This is a genomic window from Clostridium sp. NSJ-49, assembly GCF_014287725.1.
Taxonomy (GTDB): domain Bacteria; phylum Bacillota; class Clostridia; order Clostridiales; family Clostridiaceae; genus Clostridium; species Clostridium disporicum_B.
The window spans coordinates 1-20,648 of sequence record NZ_JACOOP010000026.1; the positions used below are offsets into that span (position 1 = coordinate 1).

27 protein-coding genes, 1 tRNA gene and 1 riboswitch are annotated in these 20,648 nt (G+C 27.5%); of the genes, 22 read left to right on the forward strand and 6 right to left on the reverse strand.

Going from position 1 to position 20,648, the window contains the following annotated elements; translation table 11 throughout:
• A partial coding sequence (locus H8S10_RS10300; protein WP_347707662.1) for an IS1 family transposase occupies nt 1–102 on the reverse strand: 102 nt, incomplete at its 3' end.
• A gap of 124 nt (nt 103–226) precedes the next feature.
• Between H8S10_RS10300 and H8S10_RS10305 the strand changes: the two genes are divergently transcribed.
• The 6 genes from H8S10_RS10305 to H8S10_RS10325 are packed head-to-tail and all read left to right on the forward strand — an operon-like array spanning nt 227 to nt 3,777.
• Nucleotides 227–784, forward strand: coding sequence for a DUF5317 family protein (locus tag H8S10_RS10305; protein ID WP_186838817.1), 558 nt, complete (start codon nt 227–229; stop codon nt 782–784).
• A complete protein-coding gene (locus tag H8S10_RS18280; protein ID WP_279287175.1) occupies nt 778–906 on the forward strand; it encodes a hypothetical protein in 129 nt (42 codons plus the stop codon). Before H8S10_RS10305 ends, H8S10_RS18280 begins: the two co-directional genes overlap by 7 nt.
• The gene (locus H8S10_RS10310; RefSeq protein ID WP_243175861.1) at nt 906–1,244 is read left to right on the forward strand and encodes a hypothetical protein; all 339 of its coding nucleotides are present in this window, start codon (nt 906–908) and stop codon (nt 1,242–1,244) included. Before H8S10_RS18280 ends, H8S10_RS10310 begins: the two co-directional genes overlap by 1 nt.
• Complete coding sequence (locus H8S10_RS10315) at nt 1,237–1,866, forward strand: accessory gene regulator B family protein (protein ID WP_186838818.1); 630 nt, start codon at nt 1,237–1,239, stop codon at nt 1,864–1,866. The genes H8S10_RS10310 and H8S10_RS10315 overlap by 8 nt, the downstream gene beginning before the upstream one ends.
• Nucleotides 1,867–1,909: 43 nt before the next feature.
• Nucleotides 1,910–2,035 carry a cyclic lactone autoinducer peptide gene (locus H8S10_RS10320; RefSeq protein WP_186838819.1) on the forward strand — a complete coding sequence of 42 codons (126 nt, stop codon included), beginning with the start codon at nt 1,910–1,912 and terminating at the stop codon, nt 2,033–2,035.
• Nucleotides 2,036–2,091: 56 nt separating this feature from the next.
• Nucleotides 2,092–3,777, forward strand: a complete 1,686-nt coding sequence (locus H8S10_RS10325; RefSeq protein WP_186838820.1) for a diguanylate cyclase — start codon at nt 2,092–2,094, stop codon at nt 3,775–3,777.
• 77 nt (nt 3,778–3,854) lie between these two features.
• Here H8S10_RS10325 and H8S10_RS10330 read toward each other — a convergent pair.
• Nucleotides 3,855–3,929, reverse strand: a tRNA-Glu gene (locus H8S10_RS10330).
• 309 nt (nt 3,930–4,238) lie between these two features.
• Between H8S10_RS10330 and H8S10_RS10335 the strand changes: the two genes are divergently transcribed.
• Both H8S10_RS10335 and H8S10_RS10340 read left to right on the forward strand, forming a co-directional pair.
• Nucleotides 4,239–4,757: a QueT transporter family protein gene (locus H8S10_RS10335; protein ID WP_055264935.1), complete on the forward strand. Its 519-nt coding sequence runs from the start codon at nt 4,239–4,241 to the stop codon at nt 4,755–4,757.
• A 138-nt stretch (nt 4,758–4,895) separates the two neighbouring features.
• The gene (locus H8S10_RS10340) at nt 4,896–5,276 is read left to right on the forward strand and encodes a hypothetical protein (RefSeq protein ID WP_055264937.1); all 381 of its coding nucleotides are present in this window, start codon (nt 4,896–4,898) and stop codon (nt 5,274–5,276) included.
• Nucleotides 5,277–5,394: 118 nt separating this feature from the next.
• On the opposite strand, the gene H8S10_RS10345 is transcribed toward H8S10_RS10340, so the two are convergent.
• Nucleotides 5,395–5,574, reverse strand: coding sequence for a hypothetical protein (locus tag H8S10_RS10345; RefSeq protein ID WP_186838821.1), 180 nt, complete (start codon nt 5,572–5,574; stop codon nt 5,395–5,397).
• Between the two features lie 132 nt (nt 5,575–5,706).
• Between H8S10_RS10345 and H8S10_RS10350 the strand changes: the two genes are divergently transcribed.
• From H8S10_RS10350 to H8S10_RS10365, 4 genes are all read left to right on the forward strand, one after another.
• Nucleotides 5,707–7,059, forward strand: a complete 1,353-nt coding sequence (locus tag H8S10_RS10350) for an FAD-dependent oxidoreductase (RefSeq protein WP_186838822.1) — start codon at nt 5,707–5,709, stop codon at nt 7,057–7,059.
• Nucleotides 7,060–7,071: 12 nt separating this feature from the next.
• On the forward strand, nt 7,072–7,416 hold the full coding sequence (locus H8S10_RS10355) for a hypothetical protein (protein WP_186838823.1): 345 nt from the start codon (nt 7,072–7,074) through the stop codon (nt 7,414–7,416).
• 21 nt (nt 7,417–7,437) lie between these two features.
• Nucleotides 7,438–7,848, forward strand: a complete 411-nt coding sequence (locus H8S10_RS10360; RefSeq protein WP_055264945.1) for a hypothetical protein — start codon at nt 7,438–7,440, stop codon at nt 7,846–7,848.
• A gap of 107 nt (nt 7,849–7,955) precedes the next feature.
• Nucleotides 7,956–8,201 (forward strand): hypothetical protein, encoded by a 246-nt coding sequence (locus tag H8S10_RS10365; RefSeq protein WP_186838824.1) that lies wholly within the window; start codon nt 7,956–7,958, stop codon nt 8,199–8,201.
• A gap of 106 nt (nt 8,202–8,307) precedes the next feature.
• Here H8S10_RS10365 and H8S10_RS10370 read toward each other — a convergent pair whose 3' ends face one another.
• Nucleotides 8,308–8,616 (reverse strand): rhodanese-like domain-containing protein, encoded by a 309-nt coding sequence (locus tag H8S10_RS10370; protein ID WP_055264949.1) that lies wholly within the window; start codon nt 8,614–8,616, stop codon nt 8,308–8,310.
• Nucleotides 8,617–8,818: 202 nt separating this feature from the next.
• Here H8S10_RS10370 and H8S10_RS10375 point away from each other — a divergent pair, with 202 nt between their 5' ends.
• The 3 genes from H8S10_RS10375 (at nt 8,819) to mgtE (ending at nt 11,999) form a co-directional block, all read left to right on the forward strand.
• Nucleotides 8,819–9,655, forward strand: a complete 837-nt coding sequence (locus H8S10_RS10375) for a deoxyribonuclease IV (RefSeq protein WP_186838825.1) — start codon at nt 8,819–8,821, stop codon at nt 9,653–9,655.
• A gap of 274 nt (nt 9,656–9,929) precedes the next feature.
• Entirely contained in the window at nt 9,930–10,199 is a 270-nt protein-coding gene (locus H8S10_RS10380) for a hypothetical protein (RefSeq protein ID WP_186838826.1), read from the forward strand.
• 102 nt (nt 10,200–10,301) lie between these two features.
• Nucleotides 10,302–10,463: riboswitch (M-box (ykoK) riboswitch) on the forward strand.
• Between the two features lie 192 nt (nt 10,464–10,655).
• Nucleotides 10,656–11,999, forward strand: coding sequence for a magnesium transporter (gene mgtE, locus H8S10_RS10385; RefSeq protein WP_055264955.1), 1,344 nt, complete (start codon nt 10,656–10,658; stop codon nt 11,997–11,999).
• A gap of 39 nt (nt 12,000–12,038) precedes the next feature.
• Here the strand turns inward: mgtE and H8S10_RS10390 are convergent, their stop codons facing one another.
• On the reverse strand, nt 12,039–12,719 hold the full coding sequence (locus H8S10_RS10390; protein ID WP_055264957.1) for a cyclic nucleotide-binding domain-containing protein: 681 nt from the start codon (nt 12,717–12,719) through the stop codon (nt 12,039–12,041).
• A 117-nt stretch (nt 12,720–12,836) separates the two neighbouring features.
• Here H8S10_RS10390 and H8S10_RS10395 point away from each other — a divergent pair, with 117 nt between their 5' ends.
• From H8S10_RS10395 to H8S10_RS10415, 5 genes are all read left to right on the forward strand, one after another.
• On the forward strand, nt 12,837–13,259 hold the full coding sequence (locus H8S10_RS10395; protein WP_186838827.1) for a DMT family transporter: 423 nt from the start codon (nt 12,837–12,839) through the stop codon (nt 13,257–13,259).
• Between the two features lie 13 nt (nt 13,260–13,272).
• Nucleotides 13,273–13,710, forward strand: a complete 438-nt coding sequence (locus H8S10_RS10400; protein ID WP_186838828.1) for a DMT family transporter — start codon at nt 13,273–13,275, stop codon at nt 13,708–13,710.
• A 263-nt stretch (nt 13,711–13,973) separates the two neighbouring features.
• On the forward strand, nt 13,974–15,437 hold the full coding sequence (locus H8S10_RS10405) for a leucyl aminopeptidase (protein WP_055264963.1): 1,464 nt from the start codon (nt 13,974–13,976) through the stop codon (nt 15,435–15,437).
• 122 nt (nt 15,438–15,559) lie between these two features.
• Complete coding sequence (locus H8S10_RS10410; RefSeq protein ID WP_186838829.1) at nt 15,560–16,189, forward strand: isochorismatase family cysteine hydrolase; 630 nt, start codon at nt 15,560–15,562, stop codon at nt 16,187–16,189.
• A 24-nt stretch (nt 16,190–16,213) separates the two neighbouring features.
• Nucleotides 16,214–17,254 (forward strand): M42 family metallopeptidase, encoded by a 1,041-nt coding sequence (locus H8S10_RS10415; RefSeq protein ID WP_186838830.1) that lies wholly within the window; start codon nt 16,214–16,216, stop codon nt 17,252–17,254.
• A gap of 84 nt (nt 17,255–17,338) precedes the next feature.
• On the opposite strand, the gene H8S10_RS10420 is transcribed toward H8S10_RS10415, so the two are convergent.
• Nucleotides 17,339–18,070, reverse strand: coding sequence for a phosphatase (locus H8S10_RS10420; protein ID WP_186838831.1), 732 nt, complete (start codon nt 18,068–18,070; stop codon nt 17,339–17,341).
• 243 nt (nt 18,071–18,313) lie between these two features.
• Between H8S10_RS10420 and yaaA the strand changes: the two genes are divergently transcribed.
• A complete protein-coding gene (yaaA, locus tag H8S10_RS10425; RefSeq protein WP_055264971.1) occupies nt 18,314–19,084 on the forward strand; it encodes a peroxide stress protein YaaA in 771 nt (256 codons plus the stop codon).
• A 189-nt stretch (nt 19,085–19,273) separates the two neighbouring features.
• On the forward strand, nt 19,274–20,632 hold the full coding sequence (locus tag H8S10_RS10430; RefSeq protein ID WP_186838832.1) for an MATE family efflux transporter: 1,359 nt from the start codon (nt 19,274–19,276) through the stop codon (nt 20,630–20,632).
• Nucleotides 20,633–20,648 lie beyond the last annotated feature (16 nt).

Sequence of the window (20,648 nt, forward strand, 5' to 3'; positions counted from 1 at the left end):
ACACTGCTTACATTGATACTTTTGTTTAGCCTGCTTATTCATACCAAACTTGTATAGTTTATCAGAATTACAGCGTGGGCATTTTATATTAGTTTTGCTCATTGTTCTTCTCTCCTTTTTGAAGGGGGTATTATTTAGTATCGCAAACCTATTGTATTTCCTTGGGCTGAGAAGAGCAATGTTCATATAACTTAACAGATCGGAAATTTAATTTTAGGGGGGAAATATGATTGAAACAATTTTAATAGCATTTATTGTTTCTAAAATTAAGGGATATAATATAAAACCATTATTTAAGTCATGGGAAATATATCCTGTGATAATAATGGAAGTTTTATATTGGATTGGACAAGTTATGATTTGGAATGAATACTACGAAGTAGTTAAGGTTCTAGTATTTTTCAAGACAATTTATTTATGCTCATATATTTTTTTAGTTTATAAATATGAAGTATATATAAGTGCCATAGTTGGTGCTAGTTGTATATCACTAGGTGGATTACTTAATGATTTAGCTATAAGGGCTAATGGCGGGTTTATGCCAGTATATCCTACATTATCATATATAACAGGATATGCAAAACCGGATGCTTTTCAAGTAGTAAATGATATACATATATTGGGGGGAAGCACAACTAGTTTTAAAATTCTAACGGATTTTATAGATTTAGGTTACAGTGTACTAAGTATTGGAGATATATTAATAAGAGTTTTTGTGTTTTTAATAATATTTAATTCTATAAAAAAAATAAATTTGAAAGCTAAGGAGGAAAGTCTATGTTAAAATTATCTGTATTTGAATTCGTTTTTAGGGCTATGCCAGAATCGTTTATATATATGTTTGCTATATACTCTTTTTCTAAAACGATAGTAGATAAAAAAAATATTTATTATCAGCTTTTTTAATGGTGATATGCGTATTTGTTATAAGAATGCTTCCAATAAATTACGGAGTACATACAATTCTAAATATTATTATGGCAATAGTTATAACTTGTACAGTTAGCAAAATAGATATTTTAAAGTCTATAAAAGCATCTATAACAATGATTATTATTTTATTTATATGTGAGGGAGTAAATGTTGGATTACTTAGTCTAATTTTAGGATCAAAACTAGATAAAGTTCTTTCAGACACAGTTATGAAGACTATCTATGGATTACCATCATTAATTTTGTTCGGAATAATAATTAGTTCATATTATATAATCTTAAAGAAAAGAGACAGGCTTAGCTATGTTTAATATTGAAAGGTTATGTAATAGAATTTCAAATAGCATATCAACAGAACTAAATTTAAGCCAAGATAAGAGAGAAGTCATTAATTACGGGATTTTTGGAGTGATTCAAACGGTAATTGCAATTATAACTGTTGTAATATTAGGTATAATTTTTAATGTTTTTATAGAAGCTTTATTGGTATCAATTATTATAAGTGTATTAAGAAAAAGTTCTGGAGGAGTTCATGCTAGTACTCCTGGTAAATGTGCTGTAATTGGAGCATTAGTTAGTGTAGTAATTGGGAAATTGTGTAGAATGATTGATATAGGAACTTGGAATATTTTATTTTTAAGTATAGTCGTTTTTATTTGGGCCTTATATTTAGTAAATAAATTGGCACCTGTGGATAGCACCTCTAAACCTATAAAAAATGAGAAAAATAGAAAAAGATTGAAGATAAATTCTATAAAAATTTTAATAATATATTTTATAATTTGTTTATGCAATATCATTTGCTATCAGTTTAATAGCAATAGTAAGTTGGTTACATATACATTATGTATATCTCTTGGAATGACTTGGCAAGTTTTTACATTAACTAAAATAGGACATATTATAGTTGTTAAGTTTGATGGATTATTTTAAGTAAATGAATAAAAAATAAAAGATATTGAAGGAGGTGAGAAATATGAAAAAGAAGATATTAATGTTTGTTGCTACTGTAGCGACTTTATTTGCATCAATGATAGCAACATCAGCATGCTTTTTTGCATTATATCAACCAGAAGAGCCAAAGTGCTTAAGAGAAGAATAATTGAATTATAGGATCGGGTAACTGATCCTATAATAATGCTATTACAGGGAGAAAGTATGAATAGTGTACAAAATACAAAACAAAAGCAAATAAAAGATATTGTATCAATAGTGAAGTTAGCATCTCTTTTACTTACTGGAATTATACTTTGTAAGTATATTTTTAAAAGTGATGTTCAAAATCTGAATTCGCAAGAAGCTTACTTTACATTGATTTGGTTTTTTATACCTCTTATGATTTTTTTAAGTATATATTTTATGTGGACATTTTCAAATAATAATAAATTAAAAGGAAGAAATTATTTTATTAGTAATGTTGTAGAGTTAATAATGTTTATAATTATATTTACTGGAATAATATATTTATCTGGAGGATATGAAAGTCAATATAAGTTTTTGTTTCTTTTTATAATTATTTCAACAACAATTCAGTTTGGAATGAAATATGGACTTTGTATTTCAATGATTTCATCGACGCTTATTTTAGCGATGGACCTTCTTATGTTTAAAGGAGCAGATATAAATATATATTTTGAGAATGACTTAATTTTGGCAGGAATTTTTATGTTGACAGCTTGGCCTTTAGGATTTTATGTTAAAATTGAAGGTGAGCATATAAAAAAACTTGAGGATATGGTTAATTATGATGGTCTTACTAATGTATATAATCATAGATATTTTCAAGATAAATTAAAAGAGAAAGTTGAGATTGGGAGAAAGGAAAGTAAACCTGTATCCATGATCTTTATAGATATAGATTATTTTAAACATTACAATGATTTATACGGTCATCAGAAAGGTGATAATATTCTTAAAGAATTAGCTGCTATTGTTTCTAATTCGGTGAGAGAAGAAGATATTGTTGCAAGATATGGTGGAGAAGAATTTGCTGTTATTTTAGATGATACTACTGAAAAAGAAGCTTTAGAAATAGCAGAAAGAATAAGAGCAAATGTAGAAGAAACATATTTTGAAGGGGAAGAAAATCAGCCGAAAGGTAAAATAACAACTTCAATAGGAGTTTCTGTTTTCCCGGATAAAGCTAAGGATGAAGTTGAGCTTATTAAAAGTGCTGATGATGCTTTATATAGAGCAAAATTCTTTAATAAAAATAGAGTAGAAACGTATATATCAATATTGGATGATTTAAAGAAAAATATTGATGATAAAGATATTGAACTTGTAACATCTATTAAAACATTAATTAGTATAATTAATGCAAAGGATAGATATACATATAGTCATGTTGAAAGAGTAGTTATATATAGCAGACTTTTGGCAGACAAGCTTAATCTTTCTGATGTTGATAAAAGTAATTTAATATATGGTGCATATATGCATGATATTGGTAAGATAAATATAGCTAAGGAAATATTGGTTAAGAGAATGAAGCTAGAAAAGGAAGAATGGGAAGAGTTAAAGCAGCATCCAGAGAATGGAGTAGAGATTATAAAATCTGTTGAATCTCTTAAGGATGTAATTCCGCTTATAAAACATCATCATGAAAGATATGATGGAAAAGGATATCCAGATGGATTAAGTGGAGAGAATATTCCTTATTTAGCAAGAGTGCTAACTGTTGTAGATAGTTTCGATGCTATGACTTCTAATAGACCTTATAATAGAAGAAAAAGTTACGAGGAAGGTATTGAGGAATTAAGAAAATGTAGTGGTGAACAATTTGACCCGGAAATTGCAAAAGCTTTTATTGAGGTAATAGAAAGTAATGTTGCATTTTTATAAAACCCACCTCCATCTAAGCAAAATGTTTTAGATGAAGATGGGTTCTTTTTTATGTAGTAAGTTTTAATTATATAAAGTGGTGACTTGTAGGGGAATCGAACCCCCGATTTCACCGTGAGAGGGTGATGTCTTTACCTCTTGACCAACAAGCCACATTTCTTTCTTTATATAATATTACCGCTTTATGGCAAAATATTCATAAAGTATGAAAAATAATTGTGATATATATCTTGATTTTAATGCGTTATTAAATTATAATAAACGAGATAAATTTAATAGAAGACAGTTCGAAAGCCTCCTGTCTATAAATAAAACTAGGTTAAATAAGATGTATAAGAATATTTATACATTGTTTATTTACTTATGCTTGTTTGTAACTGAGGCTATAGATTTTTATAAATCTATAGCCTTTATTATTTTCAAGTTAAGAGGCTCTATTTAAGAAATAGGGGGAAATAAAAATGAATCAAAATTTAACTAAAAGAATTGTAGTAACAGGAGTTATTGCTGCTCTGTACGCTGTATTAACTTTAATATTAGCACCAATAAGTTTTGGCCCAGTTCAATTCAGATTATCAGAAATTATGGTATTATTAGCCTTTGTTGATCCTTTATATATTTTAGGACTAACTTTAGGATGTCTATTATCTAATATATTAGGTGGATATGGAATAATGGATGTAGTTTTTGGTTCTTTAGCAACATTTATGAGTTGTGTTGTTATATACTGGACTAAAAATACTATAAAGAATATTAAGGTATCATTGTTAGTTTCATCAATTTGGCCAACAATATTTAATGGATTAATAATTGGTTGGATGCTTCATATAACTATAAATGTACCAATGCTTATAACAATGCTTCAAGTAGCATTTGGAGAATTTATTGTTGTTACAGTGATAGGGGTTCCTTTGGGTTCATTACTTGCAAAGAAGTACGGAAGATATTTTTTAAAATTAGGATTAGCTAAGAATATATAAATATAATTGAAACCAAGAGATGTGAAAGTTTTCATATCTCTTTTTTATATACAATATAGAAAATTAAAGGAATATTACATAGTAAATTGAGAGAAAATAACTTTATAAAATATTAATTTTTACAAAGGAGAAATAAAAATGAAACTTAAAAGAGTTTTAGTAATTACATTAGTACTTATATTATCTTTATCGTTTTCTACTTTTGCAAGTAATAAAGAGAAATCACCTATTTTTATGGGAAAGGTTTCAGAAGTCATAAAAGATGAAAAAGAAAATAGTGTTAGAGTTAAAGCAAAAGGATATATTAAAGGATGCTCAGTATACGAAGAAGAATTAATTTTAATAGTTACTGAAGAAACTGAAATACTAGGAAATGAATGTGGAAATCAAGAGAAAGTGGAAAAGGAAGTTTGCGTTGGGGACTTAATATTTGCTAAATTAGATAAAGCAATGACTAAATCAATTCCTCCACAAGTAGTAGCTAAAAAGATACAGATATCAAAAGTCAATAAATCTTAATAAATATAAAATTAAAGTTATTTAATTGAATTAAAATAATGCTGAAGAGAAAATATATAAACACTAAAAAGTGTAATATTTCTTCAGCATTTTTTGTTAAGTTACAAAATAAGGTTATTTATAAATCATCAACATCCTGTTCTTCTCCGTAGCGTACTGTACCTTCGGAGGAAAAACTGTCATTAGGATTTTTTTCTATAAAATAACCATCATTAGGTTCTTTAGAAGGCTTAGCATGACTTGTACAAGATTTGAGTTGTACATAAGTAAGATCGTTTATCTTTTTCATTTTAGACATATAAAATACTCCTTTAATTTAGTTCTTGTAATTATTATTAATAAATTATAATTATTTTATACTATAAAAAAATTAATAAATATATTATTATATATGTAAAAGAATATTTTATAGAAAAATTGAGGTGAATAAATGTATAACTATGATTATTCTATGCTAACTGGAGATGTTATTACAAAAGATGATTTTGAGTATGAGGAAAGTAGAAAATGCTGGAATAGGGCTATAGAGAAATATCCTTATATAATCAATTATTGTAATAATAAAGAAGATATATCTAATGCAATTAAATGGGCTAGAAAGAATGAGATATCTTTTAGAATAAGATCTGGATGTCATAATTATGAAGGTTTTTCAACAGGAAATGATTTGTTAGTGATTGATGTTAGTAAAATTAATAGTATTTGCATAGATGAAGATAGAGGATATGTTAAATTAGGTGGAGGAGTAAGAAATAGAGAGATTTATGAGGCTTTAGGTAATAAAGGTTATCCTTTTCCAGGTGGTGGTTGTCCAACAGTTGGCGTTTCGGGGTTAATTCTTGGAGGTGGCTGGGGATATTCTACAAGATTATTTGGTTTATCATGTGATACACTTATAGAGTTAGAGTTAGTTAACTATAATGGTGAAATATTAACCGTAAATGAGAAAGAAAATGAAGATTTATTTTGGGCTTGTAGAGGAGCTGGTGGAGGGAATTTTGGTGTTGTTATATCAATGAAATTTGCTTTGCCTAAAAAAATAGAAATGGCCACGTTAATTAATGGAGATTTTAATAATTGTGATATTGATGAAGCTGTTGAATTGATAAATACTTGGCAGAAAATGTATAAAAATTTAGATAAAAGATTTAATGGAAAGCTAAGTATTTATAATTCTAAGGAAAATGGTAAAGGTGTGAAATTTACTGCTTTATTATATGGTGATAAAAAAGAAGCTAATGAAGTACTGGAACCATTAAAAAAAGCTTCGACGAATTTATTACTTAAAATGGAGTATGGAACTGTTTTGGAGGCTAACAGAAAAATACAAGATAGTCATCCGGATTATGAGAGTTATAAATCATCAGGAAGATTTGTATATAAAGAGTACTCAAAAAATGAAATCAAAGAATTAATAAATTTAATAGAAGATAGAGCAGAAGGAGCTATATATACAGCTATTACATTTTATGGACTAGGTGGAGCCGTTTTAGATCTTAAAAATGATAAGACAGCTTTTAATTATAGAGATGCAAAATTTATTATGGGATTCCAATCTGTATGGGAAGAAGCAAAATATGCACCATTAAATAAGAGATGGTTTTTAGATAAGTTTAGTTATATAAAAAATATTACTAAAGGTTCTTTTATAAACTTTCCATTGTTAGAATTAGAAAATTATAAGGAAGAGTATTTTGGAGAAAATTTATCTAAGCTTAAGAAGATAAAAAGTAAATATGATCCTTTGAATATTTTTAAGTTTCCACAAGGGATAGATAGTTAGTGAGGTACATGTATGATGTTAAATACATATGAACAATTTTCAATATTAAATAATGAATTAATTACATATTTAAATGAATTAATTTCTAATGATATTAAGGATACAAACAAGGAAGAAGTAATTAGTAAGTTTGATAGAATGTTGAATGATATTGAAGTATTAAAGTTTAAAAGTGATGAAATTGTTGAAACTGGAGCAGGAATAGATCAAGTAAATAATCTTAGATATTCAATAATGAATTCATTATTTTTAATATCTGATTTATTACATTTTTATAAATTGGATGAGGTAGAAAGATTTAAGATGAGAGCTGTTAACTATATTAATCATACTGCGAAGCCGCAAGTTTTTAGATAAAGTAAATAGGAGAGATTTAGAATGGAATATATGTTATCAACGCATGAATTAGGAAAGTTACTTTCAGATTTATGCAATAAATATGAAATTAGTATGTTATGGAGAGAGAAAATAAGTGGAGGGTTTATAACTTTAACTGGAATAATTGATGTTGAGTATTATCCAACAGATAAAGTAATGCTTAAAGGCAATAATATTATAAGTTTAAAGGTTAAAAGTGGGAATAACAGTAATGTTGTTAAAATTACAGGTATGAAAGGTGAGTATTTTAACATAAGTTTAGCACCGACAAAATTTAAAGAGATAAAATCAAATTCATTATATTTAAATCAAATTCAAGAAAGTAAAACAGAATGTAAACTTAGAATAGATGAAAATATAATTTTTACTATACCTGAATCTTATAATGAGATTACAAAGCTTATAAAATAAAAATGATATAAATAAGTTATATTAATAGTTTTAAAAGTGTAGACAACTTCATATAAATTAATATGTGATTTATATAGATATATTATTTTATGTGAAGGAGAGAGTTGATGAAATCTTTAAATTATTGTTTAGAATGTAGAAGAGTATTTCAATCAAATGAAAGATGTGAATTTTGTAATTCTGATAAAATTAAACCTTTAAAAAAAGGTACATCAGTAAATGTAATTGGAAGTAAAACAAAAGGAAGCATTTTTAAGTGTAAAGGTGATATTGCTAGTTTGATAATAGTTACAGAAGGTAAAGAAAAAGTTATCAAAGAATATAGAATAGATAATTTGAAAAAAATATTATAATAAATAGTATAGATAAAATTAAATTATATTTAGCATAATATTAATGAGATGAAAAAAACACAAAAAAAATTAGAGGCAGTTCAAATAAATGAACGGCCTCTAATTTTTATTCTATAGTTCCAGTATAATCTAGTATTCCACCTCTTAAATTGTATAGATGTGAAAAACCTTCTTCTTCAAGGAGAGAACAAGCTACACTACTACGTATCCCACTTTTGCAATATACTAAGATAGGTTTATCTTTATACTCTTCAATTTCTTCTAATTCATATTCTAGTTCATCAACTGGAATATTTATAGATTTAGGAATTTTACCACTTTTAAATTCACTAAATCTTCTTACATCTAGTATAAGTAAATCTTTCGTTTCATCTATTAATTTTAAAGCAGATATATTATTAATTGATTTAATCATTTTTAGTCCTCGCTGATAATCTAATTATTTAAGTAAATTATAAGAAAAATAAATTATAAATGCAATAGAATACTTTATTAATTAATAATTATTATTTACAAATATTAAAATAAATACTATTATAATATAAGAGATAGAATAATAATTATATAATTAAAATTAGATTTAATTTAGATGATTTATTGATACGGAGGAAAAATACATGCTTAAAATAGGATGTCATTTATCAACTACAAAAGGTTTTGAAAATATGGGGAAAGAAGCATTGAAAATAGGAGCGAATACATTTCAATTTTTCACTCGTAATCCTAGAGGTGGGAAAGCTAAAGACATTGATCAAAAGGATATTGATGCATTTTTGAAATTAGCTAATGATAATAACTTTGGAGTATTGTTAGCTCATGCGCCTTACACACTAAATTCATGTTCAGCTGATGAAAATACGAGAAAATTTGCTAAAGAAATGATGGCTGACGATTTAATTAGAATGGAATATATACCAAATAATTTATATAATTTTCATCCAGGAAGCCATGTTAAGCAAGGAGCCGAAGTTGGCATTAATTATATTGTAGACTTATTAAATGAAGTTATTAAACCAGAACAAACAACTACTATTTTGTTAGAAACAATGGCTGGTAAGGGAACTGAAGTTGGAAGAAGTTTTGAAGAGATAGCAGAAATAATTAGCAGAGTAAATCTTAAGGACCATATGGGTGTATGTTTAGATACTTGTCATGTATATGATGCTGGATATGACATAGTTAATGATTTAGATAACGTATTAGATGAATTTGATAGAATAATAGGACTTGATAAGTTAAAAGCAATACATCTTAATGATTCAAAAAATCCATTTAAAAGCCATAAAGATAGACATGAAAAAATAGGTGAAGGTTTTATAGGTTTTGAAGGAATAAAAAGAATTATTAATCACCCTAAGTTAAGACATTTACCATTCTTTTTAGAAACACCTAATGAATTAGATGGATATGCTAAAGAGATAGAATTATTAAAGAGTGTTTACGAAGAAGTTTAGGGAGAATAAATAATCTAGCTATTAGATATTAATATCTGATAACTAGATTATTATTTATATGTTTAATTACTTATAATTAAACATATAAATAATAATCAGTAATCTTTTTTAGCTTTGATAATAATTTCATTAGTATTATCTATATTAAAAAGTAGTGTTAGTAAGGGCTAATACAATATATGATTATGTGAAATTAGTATTACTAAAATTATAAAAAATTTTGAATTATTGCAATAAGCATTGGAATACTAAAAGTATAAAGGAGGGTAAAAATATGACAAAACATATATTTGATAAAATTGCATTAAAAAACACAGAAAACTTATCTTCTCATAATTTTACTAATGATTATACTTTAGGAATAAGCAATAATATTGATGGCTTAAAAATAAATGATGATGCTTCAAATGAAGAAGTTTTAAGTGATTTAAATATTGAAGGGGTTAAAGGTGATAGGGAAGAGGAAAGAAAATTAGAACACAACAAAGAAGGAAAAAATACTAATATTGCTGGTTTGCCTATTTTTCCTAATTTAAGTGAATGAATAAGTAAAACAATTATAGAATTTGTAAAAAAAAAATAATATAAAATCAACTTTTATATTGACATGAGTAAGTATATTTTGTACCATAAATAATAGAATTAGATATGATATTGTTAGGTGAGGCTCCTATAAAGAAATATGCTGCTGCCCAGAAAAATCTAGAGATTCCAATGGGTTAACAAGAATCATCGTAAAGGTGATTTTTAATGTAGCTGACTGAAAAAGTCTACGCTTTATAGTGCTAAAGCTCTACGATTATTTAAAAGTTGTTTTTAGGACTTTTTGTCGTGGGGCAAAAAGTCTTTTTTATTTGAAAATTAATAGGAGGTGGTATTAATGGATTCTTATCCGGCCCATAGGTGGATAAATACAATTGAATATTTGAAAGATAGGATTAAGATTCATTATACCACTGATGAAAGTGGTCTTTTTCCTGTCTAAAGGGAGGAATTAACCATGAAATTAAATATGAATAAAGAAGAGTTAAGAAAGTTTTTGCTTCATGCACCACAAGATAGAATAATGAAATATATTGAAGGGATTCACCCTGTAGATATACTTGATATATTAAGAGAAGATGAAGAAGATAGAAAAGATATATTAAATAGATTATCTGAAAAATGTATAGCATCTATTATTGATGAAGCAGAAGATGAAGAAAAATATGAAATTTTAACTGAGTTTTCTGAAAATAAGCAAAAAAATATTATTGAAGAAATGTCTTCAGATGAATTAACAGACCTTTTAGGTATTTTAAGTCAAGAACAGGCAAATAAGATTCTTTCAAAGATGACAGCAGAAGATGCAAGAAGAACACGTCAATTATTGAGTTATGAACCTGATACTGCTGCTGGTATAATGGCTACAGAATTTGTTTCAGTAAAAGGAGAAATGACTGTAGAAGATACTTTAAAATATCTTCAAGGTACAACAGAAGATGTTGAAAATATATATGATTTATATGTTATAGACGAACTAGATCGTTTAAAAGGTGTAGTATCATTAAAAGAAGTTGTAACTAGCAGTTTTGAGACTAAGATTTCTGATATTATCCATGTTAAGGTTGAAGGGATACCTTATGATTTAGATCAGGAAGAAGTTGGACATAGATTTGAAAAGTATGGTTATTTAACTATGCCAGTAGTAGATAATTATAATAGATTACTAGGTATAGTTACAGTAGATGATGTTATGCAAATTTTAAGAGATGAAAGTACCGAAGATATCCATCGTCTAGGAGGAGTTGACGAAGGCGAAAGAATTAGTGGGACTTTATCTGAATCTATTAAGAGTAGACTTCCTTGGCTTATAGTAAATTTATTTACTGCTATTTTAGCATCTGCTGTTGTTGGTATGTTTGAAGGGACTATTTCAAGAATTGTAGCACTAGCAACATTTATGCCTATAGTAACTGGAATGGGTGGAAATGCAGGTACACAGACATTAACAATAATCGTAAGAGGACTTGCATTAGGCGAATTAGATTTTGATAATATGAAACGAGTATTCTTTAAGGAAATAGGAATAGGACTTGTTACTGGAGTAGTAATAGGTGCTATCATAGCTGTACTAGGATATCTGTGGGAAGGAAAGTTATTCTTTGGACTAATAATAGGTGTAGCTATGATATTAAATATGATAGTAGCTACTATATCAGGATTTGTAGTACCAGTTGTACTTAAGAAGCTAAAAGTTGATCCAGCGCTTGCATCATCAATATTTGTAACAACATTTACAGATGTACTTGGATTCTTATTCTTCTTAGGTTTAGCAACAATTTTTGTAGAAAAGTTATTGTAAAACATACGGCTTTTGCACTTTGCAAAAGCCGTATGTTTTTTATCTATATATATCTTTTGCTAGAGATTCAAGCTTTTTTAGATTCAAAACTTGGATTTCATTTTTATTCTTTTTAATGACATGTGAATCTACTAAAGTTTTTATAACCCTATTTAGATGTCTATAGCTAGAGCCTAGTAGTTCAGATATGTGATTTACACCTTCTATGGTAAGTGAAGTAGAGTTAGAAGGAAGAACTGATAACAAATAGCTAGCAAATCTATTCTCTAGAGGATATAAAATATTTATGGAGCTATAAATAGAATTATTTCTAAGCTTATTTTCAAGTGATGATATGATGAATCTTAAAAAAAGAGGATCATTATATCCATGATTATGTATAGACCATATTGGAATAGCTAAGCAAATACAGTTTTCAAGAGTAATTACATTACAATCAGCATAAGGATTATCTAATAGTTCTAAGTCGCCTATTATCGATAATGGATTATTAAAACATAGTAAAAGAGATTGACCAGAAGAAAGTAGTGTTGTAACTTTCGCTTTTCCTTTCACTAAGAAATACATATACTCTAATTTTTCGTTCAATGTACATATAAATTCATTTTTTTCAAAAGTATAAATTTTACAAGAATTTATTAAATTTTTATTCAAATACTTTGCTAGTGAGTATTCATTTATGTAGTGTTTAAGAATTTCAGCATTTATTATCTCTTTCATTTAAGTTACCTCCTAAAAAATTATACTATTTATAAGAAAAAAGGACAAATGTCCTATAATAAATTTGATAGACTTAGTAACTTATATATAGAATAAATAAGTTTAGGAGGAAAATAAATGTATAATATTTTAGCACTAGTTATTGGTGCACTTATATCGATTATGCTTTCATTTAATGGGAGTTTAGAAGGAAATGTGGGATTAACATATTCTTTGATTATAATACATACAGTAGGACTTTTTACAATAGCTATTATAATGTTAATTAAAAGAGCAAAAATTACAGTTAGAGAAAAACTTCCTATATATATGTTTTTTGGCGGTGCAATAGGAGTGTCATTAACTTTGGTTAATATGATTACAATAAGTAAAATAGGAGTTGCATTAACAACTTCTCTAGCAGTATTTGCACAGTTAATATTCTCATCATTTATAGATCATTTTGGATTATTTGGAATGAATAAATATAGATTTAATAAGAAAAAACTTATAGGCTTTGCTATTGTGTTAGTAGGGTTAGTCATTATGACTGTATTTTAAGGAGGAGTAGTAAATGATTATTTTAGCTATGTTAGGTGGAATATTAACTACATTATCGATGATAGTAAATTCATCCTTAGGTAAGAAAATTGGAGTTCTGCAAAGTACTTGCATAAATTATATTGTAGGATTAATTTGTTCAACTTTAGTATTAGTCGTATTAGGAAATAGTATAAATGTTACTACAGAAACATTTGCAAAGATGCCATTCTATGTTTTTTTAGGTGGAGCAATAGGTGTAAGTGTAGTTTATTTATCAAATATAATAATACCTAAGATACCTGTAGTGTATAGTACTTTATTATTATTTGTTGGACAAGTTATTACAGGAATAATTATAGATTTTTTTGTGATGTCTGAGACATCTTTTAGTAAGTTAATTGGAGCAATAATAATTATTTTAGGGATTTTATATAACTCTAGAATTGATGAAAAGAAAATAGAAGAATAGAAGAATAGAAGTTATGAGTAGCCAAATTACTATTAAATAGTAATTAAGGTTGCTCTTTTTTGTTACTATATATTCAGTGAGAATTTAATAAGCATAGTAGAAAGTAATGGAGGTCATAATAAATATATAGATAAGCATTATTTGATAAAAAAAGATAGTTTTTTTTATAAAAACTTTAAAAATGACTACTTTTTACTAGAAAATGGTTAAAAATGATGGTAATATATTAAGAAACATAGCAAATTAATAAAGGAGGAATAATTATGAATATAAGTATCAAAGATGTATCATTTGAATTTGTTGATGGTTTAATAATACCTACTTTTGAAGATGGAGAAAATAATTCTGCTGAATTAGATAATATATTAAAGATATCTTCGTTTAAAGGTAAAGAGGGAGAAATATTCTACATTACAGAGTTGAAGGAAAAAGTAAAATATAAGATATTTGTTGGCTTAGGAAAAAAAGAACTTCTAAATGGAGAAGTATTAAGAAATGCAATGGCAAAAGCTGCAAAAAAAGCAAAAGAATTAAAAATAGAAAGAATAGGTATAGAGTTTTTCAGAACTGATAAGATATGTGTGGGTGGAAGAATAAAAGGGATAACTGAAGGAGTTAGACTAGCTCTTTATAGTTTTGATAAATATAAAGAACAAAAAAGTCAGTATAATCCAGAGGTTTATATTTCAGGAGTTCCAACTGAAAAGTTATCAAAGGCTACTGAAAGATTAGAAGAAGTTAATAATATAGTTGATGGTGTAATTAAGGCTAGGGACCTTATAAATGAACCAGCAAATGCTATGTACCCAGAAAGCTTAGCTGATGAAGCTATCAAAATTGGAGCAGAATCTGGTTTTGAAGTTCAAGTATTTGATGAAAAAGAATGTAAAGACTTAGAAATGAAAGCATTCTTATCTGTAGGTATGGGATCTTCTAGAAAACCAAGACTTATAGTTATGAGATATATGGGAGACAATGAAAATAGCGAGGTATTAGGACTAGTAGGTAAAGGTCTTACATATGATTCAGGTGGATACTCATTAAAACCATCTAACTCTATGGTTGGAATGAATGGAGATATGGGTGGTGCAGCAGTAGTAATTGGGGCTATGTCTGCTATAGCAAAAAATAAATTAAAGAAAAATGTAGTTGCGGTAGTTGCAGCTTGTGAAAACCTTGTTTCTGGAGAAGCTTATAAACCTGGAGATATTATTGGATCAATGGCTGGAAAGACTATAGAGGTGTTAAATACTGATGCAGAAGGAAGATTAACACTTATAGATGCTATAACTTATATTATTGAAAAAGAAGGAGCAACAAAGGTTATTGATTTAGCTACTTTAACAGGAGCAGCGATAGTAGCTTTAGGAAATTATACAACTGCATTAATGACTAATGACGAAGATTTTTATGATGATTTTATGAGAGCAGCAGATGTTACTGATGAAATTTTCTGGAGAATGCCAACATTTAAACATTATAGAAAGCAAATATTAGGAGAAAAAGCAGATCTTAAAAATGTAGATCCAAATGGAGCAGGTACAATTGTTGCAGGAATGTTCTTAAAAGAATTTGTACAAGATAAGCCATGGATTCATCTTGATATAGCAGGAACTTCAGACACAAAAGCGCCTATTAGTGAGTATATAGTAAAAGGTGGTACAGGTACTCCTGTAAGAACTTTGTATTACTTAGCTAAAGGATCATGTGGATGTCATAAAAAATAAGATAGGTATTTTAGGAACTGTGTTATACAGTTCCTATTTTTATTTAGATGCTTTTACTTAGAATAATAATTTGGTACTATATATAATATAAGGAAAAATTATAAGAGTAGGAGGGAAAAGTTTTGAAAGAAATAATAGAAGAGTTAAACCTATTACCTATAGAATTAAAATCATTACCTTTAGAAAACACAGCTTTAATAGTGGTAGATATGGTTGTAGGATTTGTAGAAGAAGGAATTTTATCTTCTACTAGAGTTAAAAATATGTCTACTAATCTATTAGAATTAAATAATAAAACTAAAGGATATAGTAAAGTTTATTTTGTTGATTCACATAATGAAGATGCAGAGGAATTAAAGGCTTATCCATCACATTGCATTGTAAATACTAAAGAAGAAGAGTTAATAGATGGATTAAAAGAATCTGTAAGTGAAGATGAAACTATTAGAATTATAAAGAAAAATAGTACTAATGGATTCCATGCACCAGAATTTAAAAGGTGGTTAGATGGAATAATTGACAAAGTAGATAACTTTATTGTTGTTGGTTGTGTTACAGATATATGTGTACTTCAATTTACGTTAACATTAAAGACATATTTTAATCAAATGAATCTAGGCAAGAGGGTATTAGTTCCAGCTAATTGTGTTGAAACTTTTGATATACCAGGGCATCCAGGTGATGAGATGAACTTATTTGCTTTATCTAATATGAAATCAAATGGTATTGAAGTAGTATCAGAGATTATTTAATAAATTACTAGGGAGGAAATGTAAATGAGCACAAATTATAGTGTTAATAAAGATTACTTATTATCTACAGCAAAGAAGATACTAGAATTTAATTCACCGACAGGTTTTTGTTTTGAGATAATGGATAAGATAGAAGAACTTGTAGGAGAGTTTGGTTATAAATTCGAAAGAAACAACAAAGGTGGAGGAATTATAACTATTGAAGGAAGTAGTGATGAAAGAGTAATCGGGTTATCTGCACATGTAGATACTTTAGGTGCTATGGTGAGATCAATAACTAAGTCGGGTACTTTAAGATTCACTTTGATCGGAGGGCCTATTGTACCAACTTTAGATGGTGAGTATTGTAAGATTAGAACTAGAGATGGTAAAGTTTATGATGGTACTTTTTTAAGCACAAGTCCTGCAGCTCATGTATATGAAGATGCTACAACTAAAAAGCGTGATGCTAATAATATGGAAATAAGAATAGATGAAGTTGTTAAAGATAAGAATGATGTTGAAGCATTAGGAATAGCTCCAGGAGACTTTGTATTTATTGATCCTAAAACTACTATAACTGAAAGTGGATTTATTAAATCGAGATTTATAGATGATAAGGGCAGTGTGTCGGCATTAATGGCATTATTAGAAATGTTCCATAGAGAAAATATTACGCCTAAATATAAAACAAAGATATTAATATCAAACTATGAAGAGGTTGGACATGGAACATCATATATTCCAAGTGATATTACAGAGATGATTGCAGTGGATATGGGCTGTATAGGAGAAGATTTAAGTTGTACAGAATATGATGTTTCAATATGTGCAAAAGATTCTGGTGGACCATATGATTATAATATGGTGACAGATTTGGTTAATTTAGCTAAGAAAAATAATATTAGCTATGCGGTAGATATATATCCAATGTATGGTTCAGACGTTGGCGCTGCATTAAAAGCAGGAAATAATATAAGAGGAGCTTTAATAGGACCAGGAGTTCATGCATCACATGGAATGGAAAGAACCCATTACACAGCGTTGGAGAATACAATAAAGCTTCTGACATTATATCTTATATAAGTATAATAAAAAATGGAGTTGCGTAAGTAACTCCATTTTTATTAAAGATAATTTTTAATATTTATAATAGTTGGTGAAATATGATTATAAATCAGATAATCTACCTTTAGATTTTAGATGAGCTATTAGTTTATCAGGATCATTCATAATAAGCTCTTCTGGCATCTCTATTTTTTTAAATAATTCTATGCCTTTTTCAAAGTTACATATAGCTGTGTTTATATGAGCATCTGAAGTTAAGATGACTTTAGTACCATGTTTTTTACAAAGTCTAGCTATATTTTCACAGTTTACATCGCTTCCTTTTCTTGAGGAACCCATAAGAGAACTGTTATTTATTTCAATCATAATATTTTTTTCTTTTGCTTTTTTTACTACTGTTTCATAGTCTAGTACATAATTAGGATTCCCTAGGTGCCCTAAAATTTCCACTTTTTCATTTTTATCTAAAGTATTTAAAATAGCAGATGTTTTTTCTTCTTTCGATAAAGTCATTGGGAAAAGAGGTTCATGAAAAGAAGCTATCATATAATCTAGACATGTAGTTAAGTCTTTTGGCATGTCTAAGTTACCATCGACATCTAATATATTAGCTTCGCATCCTTTTAAGATAGTAACATTATTTATAACTCTTGGAACTGCTTTAAGATTTCCAAAGTACCAATAGTGTGGTGCACCAGGCATTTTTGGACCATGTTCAGATGTTCCAAGGATTTTTATTCCGTTTTTAGAGCAATGGTCTATATTTTCTAGCAATGTTGAGTAAGCATGACCACTTACAATAGTATGTGTATGCAAATCAGATGAATAGTTCATATATTTCTCCTTAGTATATAAAGTATTATTATATAAGTAGTATATAAACAATCAAAAATAATTTCAACTTATAATAAGTTATAAGAACTTTAAAAGTTATCAAAGTAAACATATACATCTGTTGAATAATATATAATTAGTATATTATAAGTTTTATTTTAAACATATTTAAAATAAAAAAATAATTGATAATAGTTATTGTTTAATATAATATATAATTAAAAAAATTAGGGGAGAGATGTTATGTTAATGATAATTTCTCCTGCAAAAACTTTAGATTTTACTAAAGAAAATAAAGCAGGATATAGTTCAAATACGATTTTTAATAATGAAATAAATGAGTTGGTGGAAGTATTAAATAAATATAATATTGATGAGTTAGCTTCACTTATGAAGATGTCAGAAAAGTTAGCAGAAGAAAACTATAATAGATATCAAAAATTTTTTACTGATGAGATAGCTTGCAAAGAAGCATTGTTAGCATTTGATGGGGCAGTATATAGAGGAATAGCTTCTGAGAGTTTTGATAAAAAAGATTTAGAATTTGCTCAAAGTAATTTAAGAATTTTATCAGGGTTATATGGAATTATTAGACCGTTAGATATGATAAAGGAATATAGATTAGAAATGGGAACTAAAATTAAATTTAAGACTTACCGTAATTTATATAATTATTGGGAAGATAAATTAACTAAATTTATTTTAGAGGAAATAGAAAAATCTTATGGAGACAAGGTTCTTATAAATATAGCTTCTAATGAGTATAGCAAAGTACTTGATTTAAAGGAAATAAATAAAGTATACAAAGTGATAAATGTTGAATTTAAAGAAAAGAAAGGAGAAGAATATAAAGTAGTAGGAACATATGCTAAGAAGGCTAGAGGATTATTAGTTAACTACATTATAAAAAATAAGATTACTAATGTTGAAGATATTAAACTATTTGATAAAGATAATTATATATTAAATAACGAACTTAGTAGTGATACAGAACTTATATTTACAAGAGGATAGGTTAAGAAGATCCTATTAAAAAAACGAAAGATACAGTTAAAGCTCTTTTACAAATTAAAAGGGCTTTATTTTATTACAAAAGTATATTTGAAATTTCAAAATATGAAAATAAACTTTAAGAAAATCTTAGCAAAATACTAAGATATGTATTATAATAACTAAAGAAAATTATTTAAAGGGGAAAATGAAATGTTGATTAGCAAAGAAAAGAACTTCTACAAACTTATTATGAGTATAGCTTTGCCGATTGCTGTACAAAATTTAATAAACTTTGCAGTTGGTATGATAGATACAATGATGCTTGGATCGTTAGGAGAAATTCAATTATCAGCAGCCGCTATAGGAAATAATTTATTTTTTATTCTTATGGTTTTAATGTTTGGACTAGCTGGGGGATCTAATATTTTAATATCACAATATTGGGGAAAAGGTGATGTTAAAAGCATACATAAAATATTGGCATTAATGTATAGAGCATGTATTGTAATTACATCAATTTTTATAGGAATAGCAATGTTTATTCCGAGTATGTTTATAAAGCTTTATACTTCTGATATTAATGTTATTGAAGCAGGAAGTGCTTATTTAAGGATAGTGGCTATAGGATACATATTTTATGCAATAACTAACTGTACGATTATGATACTACGCTCGGTTAAAACAGTTAGAATATCACTAGTAGTGTACACTGCATCGCTAGTAGTTAATGCTTTCTTTAATTGGGTATTCATTTTTGGAAAGCTTGGAGCTCCGGCATTAGGAGTAAAAGGTGCAGCTATTGCCACAGTTATTGCAAGGATAACTGAATTTACTATTGTAATGTGCTTCATGGTATTCTTTGAAAATAAGATAAATTTAAAAGTAAAACATTTATTAAAAGTAGATAAGGTAATATTAAAAGATTATATTGCTAATTGTACGCCAGTTTTATTTAATGAATTACTTTGGTCTAGTGGATCTACTATGATATCTATAATAATTGGTAGACTTGGAACTGAAACAGTTGCAGCAAATAGTATAAGTAATGTTGTATTTAATTTTGTAACTGTATTTATTTTTGGACTATCAAATGCTACTGCAGTAATTATAGGTAATACTATTGGTGAAGGTAAAAATGATAAAGCCAGAGAGTACGCAAGAACAATAGGTGTATTAAGTGTGCTAATGGGAATTATGGCAGCTATAGTGATTCAAATAATTAAGCCATTTGTAGTTGATTTTTACAATGTATCAGAGTTAACAAAAAGTATAGCAATCGACTTAATGTCTGTAACATCTATAATTGTTATATTCCAGTCATTAGGAATAAACCTTATGATGGGAGTACTTAGAGGTGGAGGAGATGCTAAATTTGTATTAATAAACGATATTATATTTATGTGGGTTGTAGCTATACCTTTAGGCTTTATAGCAGCATTTATTTTAAATTGGCCAGTAGCTGTAGTGTTTTTTATAGTTAAAAGTGATGAGATAATTAAGTCAATTATAAGTGTTATTAGAGTTTTTAGTGGTAAGTGGGTTAGAAATCTTACGCGAGATTTTGCATAAAAAATAGGCCGAGATA